The 20,196-nt window shown below is 70.2% G+C and carries 15 protein-coding genes; 9 read left to right on the top strand and 6 right to left on the bottom strand.

The window, feature by feature from the left end:
• Positions 1 to 10: 10 nt before the first annotated feature.
• A complete protein-coding gene (locus ASG29_RS17170; protein ID WP_200932368.1) occupies positions 11 to 181 on the bottom strand; it encodes a hypothetical protein in 171 nt (56 codons plus the stop codon).
• Between the two features lie 109 nt (positions 182 to 290).
• Between ASG29_RS17170 and ASG29_RS04790 the strand changes: the two genes are divergently transcribed.
• Positions 291 to 2,255, top strand: a complete 1,965-nt coding sequence (locus ASG29_RS04790) for an autotransporter assembly complex protein TamA (RefSeq protein WP_055981069.1) — start codon at positions 291 to 293, stop codon at positions 2,253 to 2,255.
• Positions 2,255 to 6,367, top strand: a complete 4,113-nt coding sequence (locus ASG29_RS04795; RefSeq protein ID WP_055981072.1) for a translocation/assembly module TamB domain-containing protein — start codon at positions 2,255 to 2,257, stop codon at positions 6,365 to 6,367. The genes ASG29_RS04790 and ASG29_RS04795 overlap by 1 nt, the downstream gene beginning before the upstream one ends.
• Here ASG29_RS04795 and ASG29_RS16980 read toward each other — a convergent pair.
• Both ASG29_RS16980 and ASG29_RS16985 read right to left on the bottom strand, forming a co-directional pair.
• A complete protein-coding gene (locus ASG29_RS16980) occupies positions 6,361 to 6,756 on the bottom strand; it encodes a PIN domain-containing protein (protein ID WP_055981074.1) in 396 nt (131 codons plus the stop codon). The genes ASG29_RS04795 and ASG29_RS16980 overlap by 7 nt on opposite strands.
• Positions 6,753 to 7,025 carry a hypothetical protein gene (locus ASG29_RS16985; protein WP_055981077.1) on the bottom strand — a complete coding sequence of 91 codons (273 nt, stop codon included), beginning with the start codon at positions 7,023 to 7,025 and terminating at the stop codon, positions 6,753 to 6,755. Before ASG29_RS16985 ends, ASG29_RS16980 begins: the two co-directional genes overlap by 4 nt.
• A gap of 107 nt (positions 7,026 to 7,132) precedes the next feature.
• Here ASG29_RS16985 and ASG29_RS04810 point away from each other — a divergent pair, with 107 nt between their 5' ends.
• Entirely contained in the window at positions 7,133 to 8,911 is a 1,779-nt protein-coding gene (locus ASG29_RS04810) for an SLC13 family permease (protein WP_055981080.1), read from the top strand.
• Positions 8,912 to 8,950: 39 nt separating this feature from the next.
• Here the strand turns inward: ASG29_RS04810 and ASG29_RS04815 are convergent, their stop codons facing one another.
• Positions 8,951 to 10,375, bottom strand: a complete 1,425-nt coding sequence (locus tag ASG29_RS04815) for an aldehyde dehydrogenase family protein (protein ID WP_055981083.1) — start codon at positions 10,373 to 10,375, stop codon at positions 8,951 to 8,953.
• Between the two features lie 131 nt (positions 10,376 to 10,506).
• Between ASG29_RS04815 and ASG29_RS04820 the strand changes: the two genes are divergently transcribed.
• Together ASG29_RS04820 and ASG29_RS17395 are read left to right on the top strand one after the other, a co-directional pair.
• Positions 10,507 to 11,430, top strand: a complete 924-nt coding sequence (locus ASG29_RS04820) for a right-handed parallel beta-helix repeat-containing protein (RefSeq protein WP_082515654.1) — start codon at positions 10,507 to 10,509, stop codon at positions 11,428 to 11,430.
• A gap of 485 nt (positions 11,431 to 11,915) precedes the next feature.
• Positions 11,916 to 12,134: a hypothetical protein gene (locus tag ASG29_RS17395; RefSeq protein ID WP_235532778.1), complete on the top strand. Its 219-nt coding sequence runs from the start codon at positions 11,916 to 11,918 to the stop codon at positions 12,132 to 12,134.
• A gap of 20 nt (positions 12,135 to 12,154) precedes the next feature.
• Here ASG29_RS17395 and ASG29_RS04825 read toward each other — a convergent pair whose 3' ends face one another.
• Entirely contained in the window at positions 12,155 to 13,798 is a 1,644-nt protein-coding gene (locus ASG29_RS04825) for an alkaline phosphatase family protein (protein ID WP_055981086.1), read from the bottom strand.
• Positions 13,799 to 13,848: 50 nt separating this feature from the next.
• Here ASG29_RS04825 and ASG29_RS04830 point away from each other — a divergent pair, with 50 nt between their 5' ends.
• The 4 genes from ASG29_RS04830 (at position 13,849) to ASG29_RS04845 (ending at position 19,298) form a co-directional block, all read left to right on the top strand.
• Entirely contained in the window at positions 13,849 to 15,864 is a 2,016-nt protein-coding gene (locus ASG29_RS04830; protein ID WP_235532779.1) for a protein-disulfide reductase DsbD family protein, read from the top strand.
• Positions 15,865 to 15,941: 77 nt separating this feature from the next.
• Entirely contained in the window at positions 15,942 to 17,456 is a 1,515-nt protein-coding gene (locus ASG29_RS04835) for a circularly permuted type 2 ATP-grasp protein (RefSeq protein ID WP_055981089.1), read from the top strand.
• Positions 17,457 to 18,395, top strand: a complete 939-nt coding sequence (locus tag ASG29_RS04840; protein ID WP_055981092.1) for an alpha-E domain-containing protein — start codon at positions 17,457 to 17,459, stop codon at positions 18,393 to 18,395.
• 105 nt (positions 18,396 to 18,500) lie between these two features.
• Positions 18,501 to 19,298, top strand: a complete 798-nt coding sequence (locus ASG29_RS04845; protein ID WP_055981095.1) for a transglutaminase family protein — start codon at positions 18,501 to 18,503, stop codon at positions 19,296 to 19,298.
• 24 nt (positions 19,299 to 19,322) lie between these two features.
• On the opposite strand, the gene ASG29_RS04850 is transcribed toward ASG29_RS04845, so the two are convergent.
• Complete coding sequence (locus ASG29_RS04850; protein ID WP_055981099.1) at positions 19,323 to 20,114, bottom strand: arginyltransferase; 792 nt, start codon at positions 20,112 to 20,114, stop codon at positions 19,323 to 19,325.
• Positions 20,115 to 20,196: the final 82 nt, after the last annotated feature.

The following is a 20,196-nucleotide window of genomic DNA, read 5'->3' on the forward strand; positions in this document are numbered from 1 at the left end:
TCGCGCGGTCCTACCGGTCACGCAGCCAGATCGCGATCGCGATGGCCACGCCGACCGCCAGTCCGGCGAGGAAACCGATCGACGGCTGCCCGGCGAACAAACCGGCGACGGTGCCCAGCAACGCACCCGCGGCGATGGGAAATCCGCCCGCGGCGGTCGGTCTGTCGGGGGGAGGGGCCATGGCGGGCGCATGGCATCCGCCGCGGTTCGGCGCAACCGTCGCGCGCTTTCCCTCGCCACGCGCGCTGCCCCCTGTCGCCGCCGCGAAACGCGGGCTACAGCCTCGATCCATGTGGCGGATCGCGGGGCGCCGCGGCGTCCTGACGGGCGCGGCGGCGGCAATGGCTTTGGGGGCGGGGGGCGCCGCGGCGCAGGACGTTCCCGCGTCCGCCGGGGCGTCGACGCCGATTCCGTCCGTCGATCAGGTCGATCCCGCCGCCCCGCTGGCGCCGCTGGCCGACCTAGGGCTGGACTGGCCCGACCTGGCCACCGCGCCCGGCGCCGACGCGCCGCGGGCGGAGGTGGCGACGCAGACCCGCTACGACTGGCGCATCGACGGCCTCGACGGCATCGGCTCCGACCTGCTGCACCAGCGTTTCCGCGAATTGTCGGTGCTGGCGCAGGGGGCGGGGAAGGACACCAATCCGGCGCAGCTGGATCGCCGCGCGCGCGAGGATGCCGACCTGCTCGTCACGCTGTTGCGCGGGGAGGGGTACTACGACGCCGCCGTGACCACCGCGGTGGAGGCCAGCGCGCAGCGGCCCGTCATCGTCCTGAACGCGGAGCCGGGCGCGCTCTATCGCTTTGCGGGCGTGACCGTGGCGGGGGTGGAGGCGGCGGGCGCGAAGGCGGACGCGCTGCGCCAGGCGTTTCCCGTCGTCGCGGACGATCCGGTCAACGCCGACACGATCGCCGCCGCCGATACCTCCCTGCGCACCGCGATCGGGGAGCAGGGGTTTCCGTTCGCGCGCGTCGGCGAACCTGCGATCGTGGTCGATCGCGCCGCTCGTACCGCGACGCTGGACGTCGCCGTCGATCCGGGCGGCGCGCGCACCTTCGGCCGGCTGATCGCGGACCCGGGCAACCGCATCTTCGACGCGGACCATCTGGCCGACATCGCCCGCTTCCGCCCCGGCGAACCGTATCGCACCAGCGAGGTCGACGACCTGCGGCGCGCGCTGATCCAGACCGGCCTCGTCTCCACGGCGGAGGTGACGCCCGTGCCCGGTGCCACGCCCGACACGGTCGACGTCCGTTTCCGCCTGGAACCCGCGCCACCGCGCACCGTGGCGGCGGAAGCGGGATACGGCACGGGCGAAGGCGCGCGCGTTGAGCTGAGCTGGACCCACCGCAACCTGTTCCCGCCGGAGGGCGCGGCGACCGTCCGCGGGGTGCTGGGCACGCGCGAGCAGCTGGCCTCGCTCGTCTTCCGGCGCAATAATTTCCAGGGGCGCGACCGCGTCCTGACCGCGCAATTCGCCGCCGCGCACCTGGAACGCGACGCGTTCGAGGCGAACACCGTATCGCTGTCCGCCAGCCTGGAGCAGCAGACGACGATCTTCTTCCAGAAGCAATGGACCTGGTCGCTGGGCGCCGAACTGCTGGCGTCGGACGAGCGCGACGTCATCGCGGCCACCGGCGAGCCGCGGCGGCGCACCTTCCTGATCGGCGCGCTGCCGACCAGCCTGGGCTACGACGGCTCCGACGACCTGCTGAACCCGACGCGCGGCTTCCGCCTGTCGGGGCGGGCCAGCCCCGAACTGTCGCTGCAAGGCGCGGCGTTCGGCTATACGCGGTTGCAGGTGGACGCCAGCGCGTACCGGCCCGTCACGTCGCGGGTCGTGGCGGCGGGGCGCGTGCGCGTCGGCACGATATTGGGCGCGCCGCGCGATCAGGTCGCGCCGTCGCGGCGCTTCTATGCCGGGGGCGGCGCGTCGGTGCGCGGCTACGGCTTCCAGTCGATCGGACCGCGCGATCCGAACAACGATCCGATCGGCGGGCGCAGCCTGGCCGAATTCGCGCTGGAGGCGCGGGTGAAGCTGTTCGGCAATTTCGGGATCGTCCCCTTCCTCGACGGCGGCAACATCTACACCGGCGGGCTGCCGGACCTGACGGGCATGCGGTACGGCGCGGGGCTGGGCGTGCGTTATTATTCCAACTTCGGCCCGATCCGCGTCGATGTCGGCACCCCGATCAACCCGCAGCGCGGCGACAGCCGGATCGCGGTGTACGTGTCGCTGGGGCAGGCGTTCTGATGCGGGCTGTCCGGTGGATCGGCGTCGTGCTGGCGGCGCTCGCCGCGCTGGTCGCGATCACCGCGGTCGTGATCGACACCGACATCGGCCACCGCATCGTCGCCGACCGCATCAACGCGCAGCGCCCCGCCAACGGCCTCCGCTTCCACGTCGGCCGCATCGACGGATCGCTGTACGATCGTGCCGAACTGGTCGATGTCCGCCTGTACGATCCCGACGGGCTGGTGCTGTCGGTACCGCGCGCGAGCCTCCACTGGTCGCCGTTCCGGTGGCTGTCCAACCGCCTGGACATCACGTCGCTGGACATTCCCGCGGCGACGCTGGCGAAACTGCCCAGGACCCGCGACACAGGGCGGCAGGGGCCGCTGCTGCCGGGGTTCGACATCCGCATCGGGCGGCTGACGGTCCGGCGGCTGACGGTCGCGCCCGCGGTGACCGGGCGGGTGCGCTACGGCCGGATCGCGGGGCGCGCGGATATCCGGGCCGGGCGGGCGCAGGTCGATCTCCTCGCGCTGGTCCAGGGCAGCGACCGGCTGCGCGCCCGCATCGATTCGGTGCCCGGCGCCGGGCGCTTCGACCTGTCGGTGTCCGCGCGCGGGGCGAGGGACGGCGTGCTCGCGAAGCTGACCGGGCTGGCGCGGCCGCTGGCGCTGGACGTCGGCGGCGACGGCGACTGGCGCAACTGGAACGGCCGCGCGGTCATGGACGCGGGCGGCGTGCGCGTCGCCGACCTCGCGCTCGGCAATCGCGGCGGCGATTACACGCTGGTCGGGCGCGTCGACCCGGAATCGATCACGAAGGGGAAGGTGCAGGCGCTGACCGCGGGCGGCGTGACCGTGGACGGCAGGGGCACGTACGTCGCGCGGCGGCTCGACGGACGCCTGTCGCTGCGGTCGCGCGCGCTGGCGGTCGACGCCGACGGCGTCGTCGATCTGGCGAGCAGCGCCCTGCGCAACGTGAAGGTACGTGCGCGGTTGATCCGGGCGGAGGCATTGTTCCGGAACATGCGCGCGTCGGGCCTGGAATTGCGCGCGATCCTGGACGGCGCGTTCGCGACCTTCCGCTTCGATTATCGTATCGTCGCATCACGCTTCTCGTTCGACCAGACCGGGTTCGAGCAGGCGCGGGTGGCGGGGCGGGGGCGCTGGTCGCGGGCGCCGGTGTCGGTACCCGTCCGGTTCACCGCGGCGCGCGTAACCGGGGTCGGCGACGTGGCGGGCGGCATCCTGCGCAACCTGGTCGCGGACGGCGTCCTGCGCGTGACGCCGAAGCTGCTGACCGGCGACGGCATCCGCATCCGGTCCGACAGGCTGACCGGGCGGATCACCCTCGTCCTCGATCTCGCCACCGGCCGGTTCGAGGTCGGCGTCGACGGCGCGCTGGGCCGCTATCTCATCCCCGGCCTCGGCATCGTCGACGTGACGTCCAAACTGCGCGTCGTCCCCGGCCCCGGCGGCAGGGGCACGCGCGTGGTCGGGCGCGGCAGCGCGCGCGTCGTGCGGCTCGACAACGCCTTCTTCGCGGGCCTTGCCGGGGGCCTGCCGCGCGTGGAGGCCGCGCTGGAACGCACGCCCGACGGCATCCTGCATTTCCGCGACCTCGTCCTGACCGCGCCCGATATCCGCCTGGCCGGCAATGGCTATCGCCGCCGCGACGGGACCTTCCATTTCGAGGGCGGGGGACGGCAGGCGAGCTACGGCGCGCTCCGGCTGGTGCTGGACGGGCGCATCGCGCGGCCGACGATCGACCTGACGTTCGACCGGCCCAATGCGGCGCTCGGCCTGCGACAGGTGCGGGCGCATCTCGACCCGACGTCCGCGGGCTTCGCCTTCACCGCAGCGGGCCGATCGCGGCTGGGGCCGTTCACCGGCGAGGGGCAGATCCTGCTGCCTCCGGGCGGTCAGGCCCGCATCCAGATCGCGCGACTGGACGTCAGCGGCACGCGCGCGTCGGGCGCGCTCGATATCGTCCCGGGCGGCTTCCGCGGGCGCCTTTCCGTCGCGGGCGGCGGCATCGCCGGCGCGCTGGATTTCGCGCCGCAGGGGACGATCCAGCGTATCGACGGAAACCTGGAGGCGCGCGGCGCACGCCTCGGCGCCGACACGATCCTGCGGCAGGGGCGCACACGCTTCACCGTCCTGCTCGACCCCGCCGGTCCGCGGGTCGAGGCGACCGCAAGCGGCGCCGGCCTGCGACGCGGATCGCTCAGCCTCGCACGGTTTGCGCTCGATGCGACGCTGGCGGGCGAAACGGGCGAGGTGCGCGCCTCGATCGCGGGATCGCGCGCGGGCGGGTTCCAGATCCGCTCCACGATCGGCATCGCACCCGACGGCTACACGATCGCGGCGCAGGGAACCGTCGGCCGCCGCCCCATCCGCCTCGAATCGCCCGCCCGCATCACCCGTGACGGGGACGGCTGGCTGCTGGCGCCCGCCCGCCTGGCCTTTGCGGGGGGCACCGCGACCATATCCGGCCGCTTCACCTCCGCGCGGACGGCGATCGAGGCGACGCTGGCGAACCTGCCGCTCGGCCTGCTCGACATCGGCTATTCGGGCCTTGGCCTGGGCGGCAGCGTGTCGGGGAAGGTGGCGTTCGCGGTGGAGGGCGACGCGCCGCCAACCGGCCGCATCGACCTGACGGTGCGCGGACTGACGCGATCCGGCCTCGTCCTCACCTCCGCACCGATCGACATCGGGCTGGCGGGCATCCTGACCGCGGACAAGGCGGGGTTCCGCGCGGTCATGGCGTCGGGCGGGCGGACCGTCGGGCGCGCGCAGGCGCTGCTGAAGCCCTTGGGCGGCGGCGACCTGGTCCAGCGGCTGCGCGCCGCGCCGATGTTCGCGCAATTGCGCTACAGCGGCCCGGCGGACACGTTGTGGCGGCTGACCCGCGTCGAGCTGTTCGACCTGACCGGCCCCGTCGCGATCGCGGCGGACGCCACCGGCACGCTCGCCAATCCGCAGATCCGCGGCACCGTGCGCGCGACGGGCGGGCGGATCCAGTCCGCGACGACGGGCACCGTGCTGACCGACGTGCAGGCGCAGGGCCGCTTCGCCGGATCGCGGTTGCGGATCGACAGCTTCGCCGCGGCGGCCGGCGGCGGACGTGTCACGGGCACGGGCAGCTTCGACTTCGCCGGCGCGCAGGGGGTGTCGTTCGACCTCGACATGCAGGCCAGCCGCGCGCTGCTGATCGATCGCGACGATATCGGCGCGACGGTGACGGGCCCGATCAGCTTCCGCTCGAACGGGTTCGGCGGCGTCATATCGGGCGACGTGCGGCTCGACGCCAGCCGCTACCGGCTGGGACAGGCGACTGCGGCCAGCGCGGTGCCGCGGCTGAACGTGCGCGAGATCAACGTGCCCGAGGGGGCCGACGGCGACGACGAGGCGCCCGCGCCGTGGACGCTGGACGTGAAGGCGCGCGCGCGCAACGGCCTGATGGTCAGCGGGCTGGGCCTCACCAGCGAATGGACGACGACGGTCCAGATCGGCGGGACGCCGACGAACCCCGCGATCACCGGTCGCGCCGATCTGGTCCGCGGCGAGTACGAATTCGCGGGGCGCGAGTTCGACCTGTCGCGCGGCATCATCCGTTTCGCGGGCGAGGTGCCCGCCAACCCCGCGCTGGATATCGAGGCGAATGCGGGCGCCACCGGCCTCAACGCCTCGATCCGCGTCACCGGCGTGGCGCAGAAGCCCGAGATAAGCTTCTCCAGCGTTCCCGCTTTGCCGCAGGACGAATTGCTGTCGCGGCTGCTGTTCGGCACCTCGATCACGAACCTGTCCGCGCCCGAGGCGTTGCAGCTCGCCGCCGCGGTGGCGGCGTTGCAGGACGGCGGCAACGGCCTGAACCCGATCAACGCGGTGCGTCGCGCGGCGGGGCTCGACCGGCTGCGCATCCTGCCCGCCGACCCGCAGACCGGGCAGGCGACCTCGATCGCGGCGGGCAAGTATGTGACGCGGCGGCTGTATGCCGAAATCGTGACCGACGGGCAGGGCTATTCCGCCACGCGGGTGGAATTCCAGGTGACGCGCTGGCTGTCGCTGCTGTCCTCCATCTCCACGCTGGGCCGGCAGAGCGCGAACGTGCGCGTGTCGCGCGATTATTGAGCGGGCCAGACCTCGAGGTCGAGGCCGGGGATATCGCGGAAGTCGCCGCCGTTGATCGTGACCAGGGTCAGGCCGTGGACGATCGCGGTGGCGGCGATCAGGCGGTCGAGCACCAGTCGGCGCGAGAATCCGGTCCGGGCGATGATGGCGGCGTACACCTCCGCTTCCGGGATATCGAACGGCAGGATCGACAAGCGACGGTACAGCTCGCGATTGCCCGCTCGTAAGCGTTCCGCATCGGCCGGACGCGCTGCGACCGCGGCGTCGAGTTCGATGCGCGAGATGATCGACAGGGTAGGCGTGGCCCCCCGGGCTGCCAGACCCCCGATCACCGCCAGATTGCGATCACGCAGGTGGATCGCGATATTCGTGTCGATCAGGATCGTCACCTGTAGAGGCCGGGCCGGTCCGGAAATTCGATCGGTTCGCGCCGCCCCACGGCCGCCGCCGGCATCGGCGCCAGCGCCTGCAAAGCCGCCACCAGCTCCGCCAGCTTGCGCCCTTCCTCCGCCGGATCGGTCGGCGCGGCGCGGATCTCGACATGGTCGCCGACCCGCTCGATCGTCACCCGCGTATCCGGCGCGAAGCCCAGCGCGTCGGGCAGGCGCACCGCGACGCCGTCGCCGCTCCTGAACGTCCTGCCCTCGATCGCGCCCATCGTCCTGCCTCCGGTCCGGATGCGTCGACAGGTAAATCGCGCGCGCCCGCCCGGCAACGACGATTGTCGGGGAGATTGTGGCGCCGTGGGGCATTGAGGGGACAGGGATGACCGCGCCGCAATATCTTTCCATCGCCACGCTCGTGGGCATGATGGCGCTCTTCATCTGGGGCCGGTTCCGTTACGACGTCGTCGCGATCATCGCATTGCTGGCCGCGCTGGCGCTGGGCATCGTCGCGCCGGGCGATGCCTTTACGGGGTTTTCCGACGACATCGTCATCATCGTCGGCTCCGCGCTCGTCATCTCGGGCGCGGTGCAGCGGTCGGGCGTGATCGAACGCGTGCTGCGACGGGTGTCGCGGCGCGTGACCACGGTGCGGTCGCAGTTGCTGGTGCTGACCGGGTCGGTCGGCGTCGCCTCCGCACTGGTCAAGAACATCGGTGCCCTGGCGATGCTGATGCCCGCATCGTTCCAGATGGCGAAGCGCAACGACGCCAGCCCGTCGGTCTTCCTGATGCCGATGTCCTTCGCGGCATTGCTGGGCGGCCTGATGACGCTGGTCGGCACGTCCCCCAACATCATCGTCAGCCGCGCGCGCGAGCAGATGACGGGCGAGCCGTTCGGCATGTTCGATTATACCCCGGTCGGCCTCGCGCTGTTCGTCGTCGGGCTGGTCTACCTGCGCTTCGCCTACCGCCTGATCCCCCGCGATCGCCGTGCCGCCGCGACGATGGGGGAGGCGCTGGACATCACCGGCTACGTGACCGAGGTCGTCATCCCCGCCGGATCGCCCGCGGACGGGGAGACGGTCGCGGCGTTCCTGGACCGGCATGAGCGCGAGGTGTCGGTGACGCAGATGCTGCGTGCCGGCCTGCGCAGCGCGCCGTCGCCCGATATCGTGCTGCGCGAGGACGATACGCTGATCCTGGCGGGCGAGCCCGACGCGCTGGAACGCGCGATCGCGGGCGACCGGCTGAAGCTGGAGGGCGAGGAGCGCGACGCGCGCGGCGGCGACGCGCCGGGGGCGGAAGTCGGCGTGATCGAGGCGGTGGTGAACCTCGGTTCCCTGCTGGAGGAGCAGACCGCGGGGCGGCTGGACCTGCAACGCCGGCACGGCGTGAACCTGATCGCGATCTCGCGCCGCGGCGAGCGATTGTCGCGGCGGCTGGCGAACACCGTGCTGCGCGCGGGCGACGTGGTGGTGTTGCAGGGACCGCTGGACACGATGCCCGAGAAGCTGCGCGACCTTGGCTGCCTGCCGCTGGCGGAGCGCGAATTACGACTGGGATCGCGGCGCGCGAGCTGGTTGCCGATCACGATCCTGGGGGTCGCGATGCTGTTCACCGCGCTAGGTCTGGTTCCCGTCGCCGTCGCCTTCTTCGCCGCCGCGGGTCTCATCATCGCGACCGGCGCGATCAGCCCGCGGGAGGCGTACGATCATGTCGAATGGCCGATCCTCGTCATGCTGGGCGCGCTGATCCCGGTATCGGATTCGCTGCGTACCACCGGCGCGTCGGACGTGATCGCGACGGGGCTGGCGCAGGTGGCGACGACGTTGCCCGCGTGGGGCGCGGTGGCGCTGATCCTTGCCGCCGCGATGGCGGTGACGCCGTTCCTGAACAATGCCGCGACGGTGCTGGTGATGGCGCCGATCGCGGCGCAGTTCGCAGGCGACCTGGGATACCGGCCGGAGGCATTCCTGATGGCGACTGCGGTGGGGGCGGGCAGCGATTTCCTGACCCCCATCGGGCATCAGTGCAATACGCTCGTGCTGGGGCCCGGCGGCTATCGCTTCGGCGATTATGCCCGTCTGGGCGCGCCGTTGTCGTTGCTGGTGCTGGTGCTGGGTACGCCGCTGATCCTGTTCTTCTGGCCGCTGGCGTAGAAGCGGCGGCGCCCCGATCGAGGCGCCGCCGGTCGCGGATTACGCCGGTTCGCCGACGATGGTCTTCACTTCCATGAAATCGGTCAGGCCCCATTTGCCGCCCTCGCGGCCGTTGCCCGACTGCTTGTAGCCGCCGAACGGCGTCGGGCCGTTCGGGCCCCAGGCGTTAATCGTGACGAGGCCCGCGCGCAGGTGCGGCGCGACCTTCGCCGCTTCCGCCGGGTCGCCCGAAATGGTCGCGGACAGGCCGTAGTCGGTGTCGTTGGCCATATCGATCGCCTGTTCGGCGTCGTTATATTCGGTGATCGTCGCGATCGGGCCGAACGTCTCCTCGCGATAGATGCGCATCTCGGGCGTCACGCCGGTGAAGAGCGTCGGCTTCACGAAATAGCCCGAATTGCGCCCGTCGGGGCGACCGGTGCCGCCGGTGACCAGGGTCGCGCCCTCGTCGATCGCGGACTGGATCAGGCCCTGAATCTTCTCGTACTGCGCCTTGTTCACGACGGGGCCCAGATGCGCGCCCTGCTCGGACGGATCGCCGACCTTCGTCGCCTCCCACATGTTCTTCACCACCTCGGTCGCGGCGTCGACCTGGCTGGCGTGGACCAGCAGGCGCGTCGGCGCGATGCAGCTCTGCCCCGAATTGGCGAGTACGCCCGCCAGCGTCGGGGGCAGCACCTCGTCCAGCTTCGCGCCCTCCAGCACCAGGTTCGGCGCCTTGCCGCCCAGTTCCTGATGCACGCGCTTGACCGTCGCCGCCGCGGCCTGCGCTACCGCGATTCCCGCGCGGGTCGAGCCGGTGAAGCTGACCATGTCGACGTCCTTGTGCCCGCTGATCGCCGCGCCGACGGTCGGCCCGTCGCCGTTGACCAGGTTGAAGACGCCCGCGGGCACCCCCGCCTTGTCGAGGATCTCCGCCAGGATCATCGCGTTCAGCGGCGCTTCCTCGCTGGGCTTCAGCACCATCGTGTCGCCCGCCGCCAGCGCGGGTGCGACCTTCGCGCAGATCTGGTTCAGCGGCCAGTTCCACGGCGTAATCATGCCCACGACGCCCAGCGGCTCGTGCACCACGCGTGCCTTGCCCACCTGTTCGGACCAGCGGAATTCCTTCAGCGCGGCCAGCGTGCCCATGAAATAGCCCAGGCCCGCGGGCGCCTGCGCCGCGTTGGCGAAGCTGATCGGCGCGCCCATTTCCGCGCTGGTCGCGGCGGCAAGGTCGGGGATGCGCGCCTTGTATTCCGCGATGATGCGTTCGAGCAGCGCGATCCGCTCGTCCACGCTGGTGCGCGAGAAGGTCTTGAAGGCCTTCTTCGCCGCGGCGACCGCCTTGTCGACGTCGGCCGCGCTGCCCAGCGTGATCTCGGTCGTCGGCTGCTCGGTGGCGGGATCGATCACGTGGTGGGCGGTGCCGCCCTCGCTGTCGACCCACGCGCCGTCGATATAATGCTTCAGGTAGCTACGCATCGCTCTCTCCCGGATTGCCGTATTCGGACGTAACAAAAGTGATGGCGACGCGGCGCATCGGTTGCAACCCGAAACCGCTTGTCGCCGCGTTAACCGGTGGTGGGGCAGGGCGAGTGCGAAAGGATCGCCCAATGCGTGCCCTGCACCTTCCCCTCATCGCCCTCTGCCTGACCGGCGCGGACCGCGCTGCCCCCTTCACCGTGGTCGAGACGGGGCAGGGATTCGCGCATCTCGACGATGCGCTGATGTCGGTCCGCGGACAGGATGCGACGGTCCTGATCGCCCCCGGCACGTATCGCGAATGCGCGATACAGCAGGCCGGGCGCATCACCTTCAAGGCTGCGCAGCCGGGCAGCGTCGTATTCGACGGCACGGCTTGCGAGGGGAAGGCGGCATTCGTGCTGCGCGGGCAGGGCTCCACCGTCGACGGCATCGTGTTCCGCAACATGCGCGTGGAGGACGGCAACGGTGCGGGAATCCGCATCGAACTGGGCGACCTGACGGTGCGCAATTCCATGTTCCTCGACAGCCAGGAAGGGATATTGGGCGCCACCGACCAGCGGACGCGGATCGCCATCGACCGGTCGACCTTCGCCGGCCTCGGCCAGTGCGACGAGACGCCCGATTGCGCGCATTCGGTCTATGTCGGGACCGGCGGCGGCGTGACGATCACCAATTCGCGCTTCGAACGCGGGCGCGGCGGGCATTACGTGAAGATCCGCGCGCCGCGCGTCGATATCGCGGACAACAGCTTCGACGATACCGCGGGGCGGAAGACCAATTACATGATCGACCTGCCCGAAGGCGCGACCGGCCGCATCGCCGGCAACATGTTCGTGCAGGGAACGCACAAGGAAAACTGGTCCGGCCTGATCGTCGTCGCCGCCGAAGCGCGCAAGTACCGCTCCGCCGGACTGGTGGTGGAGGGCAACACCGCGACCCTCGCGCCCGGTCAGGAAAAGGGCCCGGCGTTCGTCGCGAATGCCAGCGGCGACCGGCTGGCGGTGGGCGCGAACCGGCTGGGGCCGGGGATCAAGGCCTACGAGGCGCGGTGATTGCGCATACGTTTGCCTCGTCGATTGAATAATCTGTCCTACATCGACGCTACGGAGTATTCCTGTCGTTATCGATGGCACCTACCTCGGGGTAGGGGCTGCGTCTTGACGAAAACGGACTGAACTGCCATTCGGCTGGAACGAAAGCGCTGGGGGCAGCGCTGTAACAGGCGGAGAGAGGTTGTGCATATGCAGATTCTCATCGACGCTCTGAGTGCCATGATGGCGTTTGTTGCCGGCGCGCTAATTTCCGCTAATCTATATGTCATGGTTGCGACGGTGCTTGATAGGCGACGTTCTGCAATGCGCTTTCTTGCGCATTTTTCCCGTGCCGTTATGATGTTGCGGCTGAGCGACAGTGTAAGAACGTCTAGGCCCTATCGTCGCTTGTAGCTTTGCATTTACCATATTTTGGTATCGTGTCGCTGTTTTGAGTGGCCTTTCTTGGCAGTCTTTCTGTCGAGGTTGGGACCTGCTATCGTGCGATGGCAAATACTGAGGGCGATCTCCCAAGTCGATATCGGAAAATCCCGTATCTTATCGTTCGAATGATACTGGCGTTTTCAAGTGGGGCTATAGCCGTTGCGCTAGATGCAGCTAATCCTCTTACGGCTTTTTACCTTGGCGCATCTGCTCCTATTGTTTTGGACAAACTGGCTCAAGGCGCATTGCCAACATTACCAAGCAAAGACGCTAACGAATAGCGAATTATAGACGCTTGAAGTCACCCGCACGTATCGCCCGGTCCCGGATCCAGGTCCAGGCACCGCCCGTCCACGCCGTCCATCCGCATCCCGATCGTCGCCGCCAGCGTCGGCGCGATGTCGATCGTCTCGACCGACAGCGGCTGTTCGAACCCCGTCATCCCCTTGCGCCAGAACAGGATCGGCACGCGGCGGTCGTAATCCCACGGGCTGCCGTGCGTCTCGACATAGCCCGGCCCCGGCTTCTCGATCGACGTCACGCGCGGCTTCAGCAGGACGACGAGGTCGCCCGAGCGCGCCGGATCGAAGCTTTCGCGCGCCCGCTCCAGCAGCGTCCATGTCTCGGGCGGCGAGGTCGGTCGCGGCTGAGCGGCGATCTGCGCCGCGGTATAGGCGGCGGCGACCTGCGGCATCCGGTCGTAGCGCTTCACCGCCTCCGCCAGCACGCGCGCCCTGTCCTTCGGCGACAGCGCGCGGTCGACCCACACGTCCCCTTCCGCGCCCAGCAGGACGGGACCGGTCAGCTTCAGGTCGCGCCCGATGCCCGCGCCGACCGCTTTCGCCAGCGTGCCCGCCTCGACATGCGCCTCCATCGGCATCGCGCGTTCGATCTGCCGCTCGGTCATGTCGTGCGCGCCGTGATCCGCGGTCAGCATTACCGCATAATCCACCCCGGTCTGGTCCAGCACGTTGAAGAAGCCGCCCAGCGAACGGTCCAGCTCCGCCATCTGCAAGCACATTTCCGTCCCCTGCGTGCCCGTGGCGTGCCCGATGTAATCGGTCGCGGACAGCCCGACCGCGATCAGGTCCGTCGCCTGCCCCTGACCCAGCTTCATGTCCTGGACCAGCCCCGCCGCCATCGCCAGCACCGCGGCGTCCGCCGCCGGGCTGGTGCGGAAGCCGCGCGCATCGCCCGCCTCGCGCGCGAAGCGGCCCTGGCCCAGTATCTGCCCGCCGACGTCGATCGCGCGATCCAGCGGCTTGCAATATCCGGGCAGCGGCAACGGCTCCTGCGGGCGCGCGATCATCGCGGCCACCGCGTCGCGCGTCCGCTGCACCACCGGCGGCACCGCGCGCCCGGCGTAGCTGGAATAGGTCTTCCCGTCCCACCACCACAATTCGTCGACCGTGTGCCCGCCCATCATCACGGCGGCGCGGTCCTTGCCCGCCACGCTGACGACGCGCGCGGCGGGGTTCGCCGCCTTCATCTGCTCGCCCAGCGTCGGCACCTTCAGATGCTTGTCAGACACGGTATATCTGTCGTGCGTCGCGCCCGCGACGCTTTCGTCCTCCGCGCAATAGACGGTCTTGTCCGCACGCGCGACGGACTGGTCGATCCAGTTGTTGGCGATGATGCCCGTCTTCGCGGGGCGATATCCGGTCAGGATCGTGGAATGGCCCGGGCACGTCTCGGTCGCCGCATGCGCCTGATACCCGCTCGGAAACACCGCGCCGGTCAGCAGGCGGGCCATGCCGTCGGTGAAGCGGTTGCGATATTGCGCGAACAGGTCCGCGGACAATTGGTCGACCGAAATCGCCACGATCAGCTTCGGCGCAGGCAGGGGGGCGGCGGGGGCCGGCGCAGGGGCGGTGGCGGCCGCCTGCGTCTGCGCCGCGGCGGGGACGGCGACGACGGTGGCGAGCAGGGCGGCGAGGGCTTTCATTCCGTAACCTTGATGCAAAGCTTGGTCGCGCCCGCTATGGAACCGCGGACATGGTCCGGCAAGCGATGCGCGCGGCGCTTTTCATCCTGATGACACTGGCCGGCGCGGCCTACGCCCAGGTCGGGCCGCGGCACGTGCGCATGGAATTGATCGCCGAAAGCGTGGTTCCGGCGGCGGGCGCGACGGTGACGCTGGCGTTCCGCTCTATCCCCGACGCGGGCTGGCACGGTTACTGGAAGAACCCGGGCGATGCCGGCGTCGAAACGCAGGTGACATGGACGCTGCCCCCCGGCGCGACCGCGGGGCCGCTGGTCTACCCGGTGCCGCAGCGGCTGCTGGTCGGCGGGCTGATGAACTATGTGTACGAGGCGCCGTGGGTGCAGTTCGCGGACATCGCCATCCCCGCGGGGCTGGCACGCGGCACGCGGCTGCCGGTGACGGCGAAGGTCGATTACCTCGTTTGCACCGTCGCCGTGTGCGTGCCCGAATCGCAGGCGCTGTCGACCGTGCTGACGGTCGGCGACGGGGCCATCGCGACCGATGCGCGCGCGCGGTTCGACCGGTGGCGGCGCGCGATCCCGAAACCGCTCGGCTCGGCCGCGACGTGGCAGCGCGTGGGCGACCGTTTCCGCCTGTCGGTGCCCTATCCGGCGGATGCCGCCCTGGAGCAGGCATGGTTCTATCCCGCCGCCGCCGGCGCGATCGACATGGCCGCACCGCAGGTGGCGACGCGCGACGGCGACCGCGTGGTGATCGAGACGAAGGCGGCGGCGCCCGCGGGAACGATAACGGGCGTGCTGTCGACCGGGAACGGCGCGGGCCTGACGGTCAGGGCGGGGCCGGGCGAGGTCGCGGCGGCGTCCGGTGCCGAATCGGGGGGGGGCGACTGGAACGCCGCGGCGCTCGCCTTTGCGGGCGCGGTGCTCGGCGGTCTGCTGCTGAACGTCATGCCGTGCGTGTTCCCGATATTGAGCCTGAAGGCGCTGGGCCTCGCCCGGTCGGGGGAGAGCGAGCGCCACGCGCGGATGGAGGCATTGGCCTATACCGCGGGCGTGGTGGCGGTGTGCCTCGCGCTTGGCGGCGTCCTGCTGGCGTTGCGCGCGGGCGGCAGCGCGGCGGGCTGGGCGTTCCAATTGCAGGATCCGCGCGTCATCGGCGTGCTGTTGCTGCTGACCGCGGGCATCGCGCTGAACCTGTCCGGGCTGTTCGAACTGCCGACCCCGCAATTCGCCGCGCGGGGCGGCGTGGCGGGCGCGTTCGCGACCGGCGCGCTGGCCGCGTTCGTAGCGACGCCGTGCTCGGGCCCGTTCATGGGCGCGGCACTGGGCGCGGCGCTGGTCCTGCCCGCGGCGGCGGCGTTGCTGGTGTTCGCGGGGCTGGGCCTCGGCATCGCGCTGCCGTTCCTGCTGATCGGCTTCGTCCCCGCGCTGCGGCGGCGATTGCCGAAGCCGGGGGCGTGGATGGCCACGTTCCGCCGCATCCTGGCGGTGCCGATGTGGCTGACCGCGCTGGCGCTGGCATGGGTATTGGGGCGGCAGGCGGGGGTGGACGGCATGACGCTGGCGCTGGGCGCGGTCCTGCTCCTCGGCCTCGGCCTGTGGATCGTCGGGCGGCGGCAGGCGTCGGGGCGGCGCGCGGTCGTGCCCGCCGCGATCGCCACGGTGCTGGCGTTCGCGGCGGTCGTCACGATCCGTCCCGCCGCGCGCGCGGCGGCGGCGGCGACGACGGCGGCGGGCGAGGAGCCGTTCACCGAAGCCCGCCTCGCCGCGCTGCGGGCCGAGGGGCGGCCCGTCTTCGCCTATTTCACCGCCGACTGGTGCCTGTCGTGCAAGGTGAACGAGAAGGCGGCGATCGACACCGACGCGGTCCACGACGCCTTCGCGAAGGCGAAGGTCGCGGTCCTCGTCGGCGACTGGACCGACGGCGATCCCGTCCTGGGCCGCTTCATCGCGCGCCACGATCGCGCCGGCGTGCCGCTATACCTGTATTACGCGCCGGGCGCGAAGCAGCCGCGGGTCCTGCCGCAGGTGCTGACGCGCGGGATGCTGACCGACCTGGCACGATAAACGCATCGGCCGCTTGTGCGGCGCAACATAATGACGCAGCATGCGGCGAAATCAGCACAGGCGCGTTACGAGGTCCGATGGGGATACAGGCGTTCGACGAGATCATGGGGGCGGCCGGCGGCGACGGCGGACGGCCCGAGCTGGCGGAACTGTGCCGGTGGCTGGACGACACGCCCGACGAGGAATTGCGCCGCCGCCAGGAATCGGCCGAAACGACCTTCCGCCAGCTGGGCATCACCTTCGCCGTCTACGGCGAAAGCGACGCCAGCGAGCGCATCATCCCCTTCGACATCGTTCCGCGCGTCTTCCTCGCCGACGAATGGGCGCGTTTGTCCGAAGGGCTGGTCCAGCGGGTGGAGGCGATCAACGCCTTCCTCGTCGACATCTACGGCGAACGCCGCATCCTGAAGGAAGGGGTGCTGCCGGAGGACCTGATCCTCGGCAATGCGCAGTTCCGCCCCGAAATCGCCGGCATCCGCCCCCCGCACGACGTGTGGGCGCACATCTGCGGCATCGACCTCGTCCGCACCGGCCCCGACGAATTCTTCGTGCTGGAGGACAATGCCCGCACGCCCAGCGGCGTCAGCTACATGCTGGAAAATCGCGAGGCGATGGTGCGATTGTGCCCCGAATTGTTCGCGCAGTTCCGCGTCGCCGCGGTCGACCTGTATCCCGACATGCTGCTGGAGACGATGCGGTCGGTGTCGCCGCGCGGATGCGGGCAGAACCCGACCTGCGTCGTCCTGACGCCCGGGCATTACAATTCCGCTTATTACGAACACAGCTTCCTCGCCGATTCGATGGGGATCGAGCTGGTCGAGGCCGCCGACCTCGTCGTCGACGACGACATCGTATACATGCGGACGATCGCGGGACGGGTGAAGGTCGACGTCATCTACCGCCGCGTCGACGACGATTATCTCGACCCCCTGGTCTTCCGCCCCGATTCGATGCTGGGCGTCCCCGGCCTGATCGCCGCCTATGCCGCGGGCAACGTCGCGATCCTGAACGCGCCGGGCAACGGCATCGCGGACGACAAGGCGATCTACAGCTACATGCCCGAGATCGTGCGCTTCTATTCCGGCGGCGAGGCGAAGCTGCCGAACGTGGAGACGTGGCGCTGTCGCGAGCCGCAGGCGCTGAAATACGTGCTGGAGCATCTGGACGAGGTGGTCGTGAAGCTGGTCGACGGATCGGGCGGCTACGGCATGCTCGTCGGCCCGACCGCGTCGAAGGCGGAGATCGAGCGGTTCCGCGCCGCGCTGATCGCCAATCCCGATCGCTACATCGCGCAGCCGACGCTGGCGCTGTCGACCGTGCCCACGCTGGTGGAACGGGGCGTCGCGCCGCGGCATGTCGATTTCCGCCCCTTCGTCCTGACCGGATCGAAGGGGGTGAAGGTGGTCCCCGGCGGCCTTACCCGCGTGGCGCTGCGCGAAGGGTCGCTGGTCGTCAATTCGTCGCAGGGCGGGGGGACGAAGGACAGCTTCGTCCTGATGGACAAGCCCGCGGTCATGACGCAGTCGCTGGGCGGCATGACGCAGACGATCGGCGGCGGCGCCTCCACCGTCCAGACGACGGGCAGCCTGTAGATGCTCAGTCGCGCCGCCGCATCGCTGTACTGGCTCGGTCGCTACATCGAGCGTGCCGATTTCATCGCCCGGCTTGTCGAGGCGACTGTCCGCCTCGACGTCCTGTCGCCGCGCCCGGCGGGGGAGGATGCGTGGAAATCCGCGCTGGCGGTAACGGAAACGCTGGAGGCGTTCGAGGCCACCGGCGCCGCGCTGACGCGCGAGGAGGTCGCGCGTTTCCTCATCAGCGATCCGTCCCACCCCGGCTCGATCCTGCGCTGCCTGTCGCTGGCGCGCGACAATGCCCGCGCGGTCCGGACCGCGCTGAGCCGCGAGGCATGGGCCGCGGTCAACGGCGCGTGGCTGGTGTTCGACCGCCGCATGAGCCGGCTGGACCCCAATGCCACGCTGGCGATCGTGGAGGCGATCAAGAACGAGGCGCGCGGGTTCGAGGGCGCGATCCACCGCATGCTGCGCAATCCCACGACGCAGTTCATCCGGCTGGGGCAGGCGGTGGAGCGGACCGACGACACCGCGCGGTTGCTGGACGTGAAATACCATATCCTGCTGCCGGAGGGGGAAACCGTCGGCGGCACGGTCGATCGCGATCAGTGGACCACGATCCTGCAAACCGTGTCCGCGGTCACCGCCTATCGCTGGCTGTATAACGAGGGGCTTCGTCCCGCGAACGTCATCGACCTTCTGCTGAGCCGGAGCGAGCTGCCGCGCAGCATCGCCGCCTCGACGGAAGAGACGGTCACCGCATTGAACGCGCTGGCGAAGTCGATGGGGACGCAGGGTGAGGCCGACCGCATGGCGCGCAACCGCCACGCCCGTGTCGCGCGCACCCGCACCGGCGACGTAATCGCGGGCGGCCTGCACCAGCATCTGGTGGCGGTGATCGAGGAAAATGCGCAGCTCCACGTCGCCATCGGGCGCCAGTTCAAGTTCGGACCGTGACCAAATTCCGTTCGTGCTGAGCGAAGTCGAAGCACCTGTGCATCGCCTTCGACCTCGTTCAGGCCGAGCGGCGGTGGCGGCGGGAAAGCAGAAAGCACCTCACCCATGCGCCTCTCGATCGATCACCGCACGACCTATCAATTCACGCTGCCGCAGGGCCGCGTCGTGCAGCTGTTGCGGATGACGCCGCCCAATACGCACGACCAGACCGTGACCGACTGGCACATCGCGGTCGATTGCGACGCGCGGGTGCGCGAGCATCGCGACGGTTTCGGGAACCGCACGACGATGCTCTACGCGCAAGGACCGCTGGAACGCGTCGAGATCGAGGTGACGGGCGAAGTCGTGACGACGCACAGCAGCGGCGTCCTGCGCGGCGGGTTCGAACCGCTGCCGCCGCGACTGTATTTGCGCGAGACTCCTGCGACCGCCGCCGACGCCGCCATCGCCGATTTCGCGCGCGCCGCCACGGGGCCGGGCGATCTGGCCGGGCTCCATCGCCTGAACGCCGCGATCCGCGATCGCTTCCGCCTCAGCCGCGCACGCCCGGAAACCGGGCTGACCGCGATCGACGCCTTCGCCCGCGAAACCGCGACCGCGCGGGACATGGCGCAATTGTTCGTCGCCGCCGCGCGCGCGCTGGGCGTGCCCGCGCGCTACGTGACGGGCTATTGCGACCTGCAACAGGGCCACCGGCCCACCCCGCACGGCTGGGCCGATGCATGGGTCGACGGCATCGGATGGATCGCGTTCGATCCCACGCTGGGCCGCTCGCCGGAAGAGCATCACGTCCGCGTCGCGGTCGCGCTCGACGCCGCCGGTTCCGCGCCGGTCGCCGGATCGCGGCTGGGCGAGGGGCGCGAGCATCTGGACGTGGACGTGACCGTCAGCGCGCAGGAATAGGCGTCCGGTCCCGCGGGACGGGGGTCAAACCCGCACCTTCCCCCACAGCGACGTCTCGACCGGCGCCACCGGCGCGGCGTTTTCCTCGGGCAGCAGCGACCAGCCCCGCGGCCCCAGCACTTCCAGTGGGCGGAACTTCGTCTTGTACGCCATGCGCGCCGACCCCTTCACCCAATAGCCTAGGTAGACGTACGGCAGCCCCGCCTCCCGCGCGCGCGCGATATGGTCGAGGATGATGAAATTGCCGAGCCCCGGCCGGTCCGCGACGTCGGTGGCGAAGAAGCTGTAGATCATCGACAGGCCGTCCGCCTGCCGATCGGTCAGGCACGCGCCCAGCAGGCGACCCGCGCCGGGCGTATCGTGCGGTTCGCGATATTCGACGATCACCGAATTGACCGGCGACTGCTCGACCATGTCGGCATAGTCGACGTCGTCCATGCCGATCATGCCGCCGCTTGGGTGCCGCGTCGCCAGATATCCGCGCAGCAACTGATATTGCTCGTCCGTGGCCCAGGGACGGCACGCCGCGACGTCCAGGTCGGCGTGCCGCCGCATCAGCTTGCGCTGCGTCGCGTTGGCGACGAAACGGTGCGTGACCACGCGGACCGATACGCACGCCGCGCATCCCGCGCAGCTGGGGCGATAGGCGACCGACTGGCTGCGGCGGAAACCGATCCGGCCCAGCGCGTCGTTCAGCTCCGTCGCATGCGGGCCGGACAATTCCGTGAACACCTTCCGCTCCTGCCGCCCCGGCAGGTACGGACACGGCGACGGGCTGGTGACGAAAAAGCGCGGGAAACGGAAAGGCGCTGTCACCGCCGCGGACTCCTTGATTGCCGGTCGCGCCAGCTATGGAACGGCGAGGGAGTGGTGAAAAGGGCGTTTACCACGAAAGTGG

This window comes from Sphingomonas sp. Leaf412 (assembly GCF_001425405.1).
In the GTDB taxonomy this organism is placed as follows: Bacteria; Pseudomonadota; Alphaproteobacteria; order Sphingomonadales; family Sphingomonadaceae; genus Sphingomonas.

What these genes read in the sequence shown, in the direction of transcription:
- ASG29_RS04835 (WP_055981089.1), top strand. Translation starts at nt 15,942, where the DNA reads ATGGGGATACAGGCGTTCGACGAGATCATGGGGGCGGCCGGCGGCGAC.
- ASG29_RS17395 (WP_235532778.1), top strand. Translation starts at nt 11,916, where the DNA reads ATGGCAAATACTGAGGGCGATCTCCCAAGTCGATATCGGAAAATCCCG.
- ASG29_RS04825 (WP_055981086.1), bottom strand. Translation starts at nt 13,798, where the DNA reads ATGAAAGCCCTCGCCGCCCTGCTCGCCACCGTCGTCGCCGTCCCCGCC.
- ASG29_RS04820 (WP_082515654.1), top strand. Translation starts at nt 10,507, where the DNA reads ATGCGTGCCCTGCACCTTCCCCTCATCGCCCTCTGCCTGACCGGCGCG.
- ASG29_RS17170 (WP_200932368.1), bottom strand. Translation starts at nt 181, where the DNA reads ATGGCCCCTCCCCCCGACAGACCGACCGCCGCGGGCGGATTTCCCATC.
- ASG29_RS04840 (WP_055981092.1), top strand. Translation starts at nt 17,457, where the DNA reads ATGCTCAGTCGCGCCGCCGCATCGCTGTACTGGCTCGGTCGCTACATC.
- ASG29_RS04830 (WP_235532779.1), top strand. Translation starts at nt 13,849, where the DNA reads ATGGTCCGGCAAGCGATGCGCGCGGCGCTTTTCATCCTGATGACACTG.
- ASG29_RS04790 (WP_055981069.1), top strand. Translation starts at nt 291, where the DNA reads ATGTGGCGGATCGCGGGGCGCCGCGGCGTCCTGACGGGCGCGGCGGCG.
- ASG29_RS16985 (WP_055981077.1), bottom strand. Translation starts at nt 7,025, where the DNA reads ATGGGCGCGATCGAGGGCAGGACGTTCAGGAGCGGCGACGGCGTCGCG.
- ASG29_RS04795 (WP_055981072.1), top strand. Translation starts at nt 2,255, where the DNA reads ATGCGGGCTGTCCGGTGGATCGGCGTCGTGCTGGCGGCGCTCGCCGCG.
- ASG29_RS04810 (WP_055981080.1), top strand. Translation starts at nt 7,133, where the DNA reads ATGACCGCGCCGCAATATCTTTCCATCGCCACGCTCGTGGGCATGATG.
- ASG29_RS04815 (WP_055981083.1), bottom strand. Translation starts at nt 10,375, where the DNA reads ATGCGTAGCTACCTGAAGCATTATATCGACGGCGCGTGGGTCGACAGC.
- ASG29_RS04845 (WP_055981095.1), top strand. Translation starts at nt 18,501, where the DNA reads ATGCGCCTCTCGATCGATCACCGCACGACCTATCAATTCACGCTGCCG.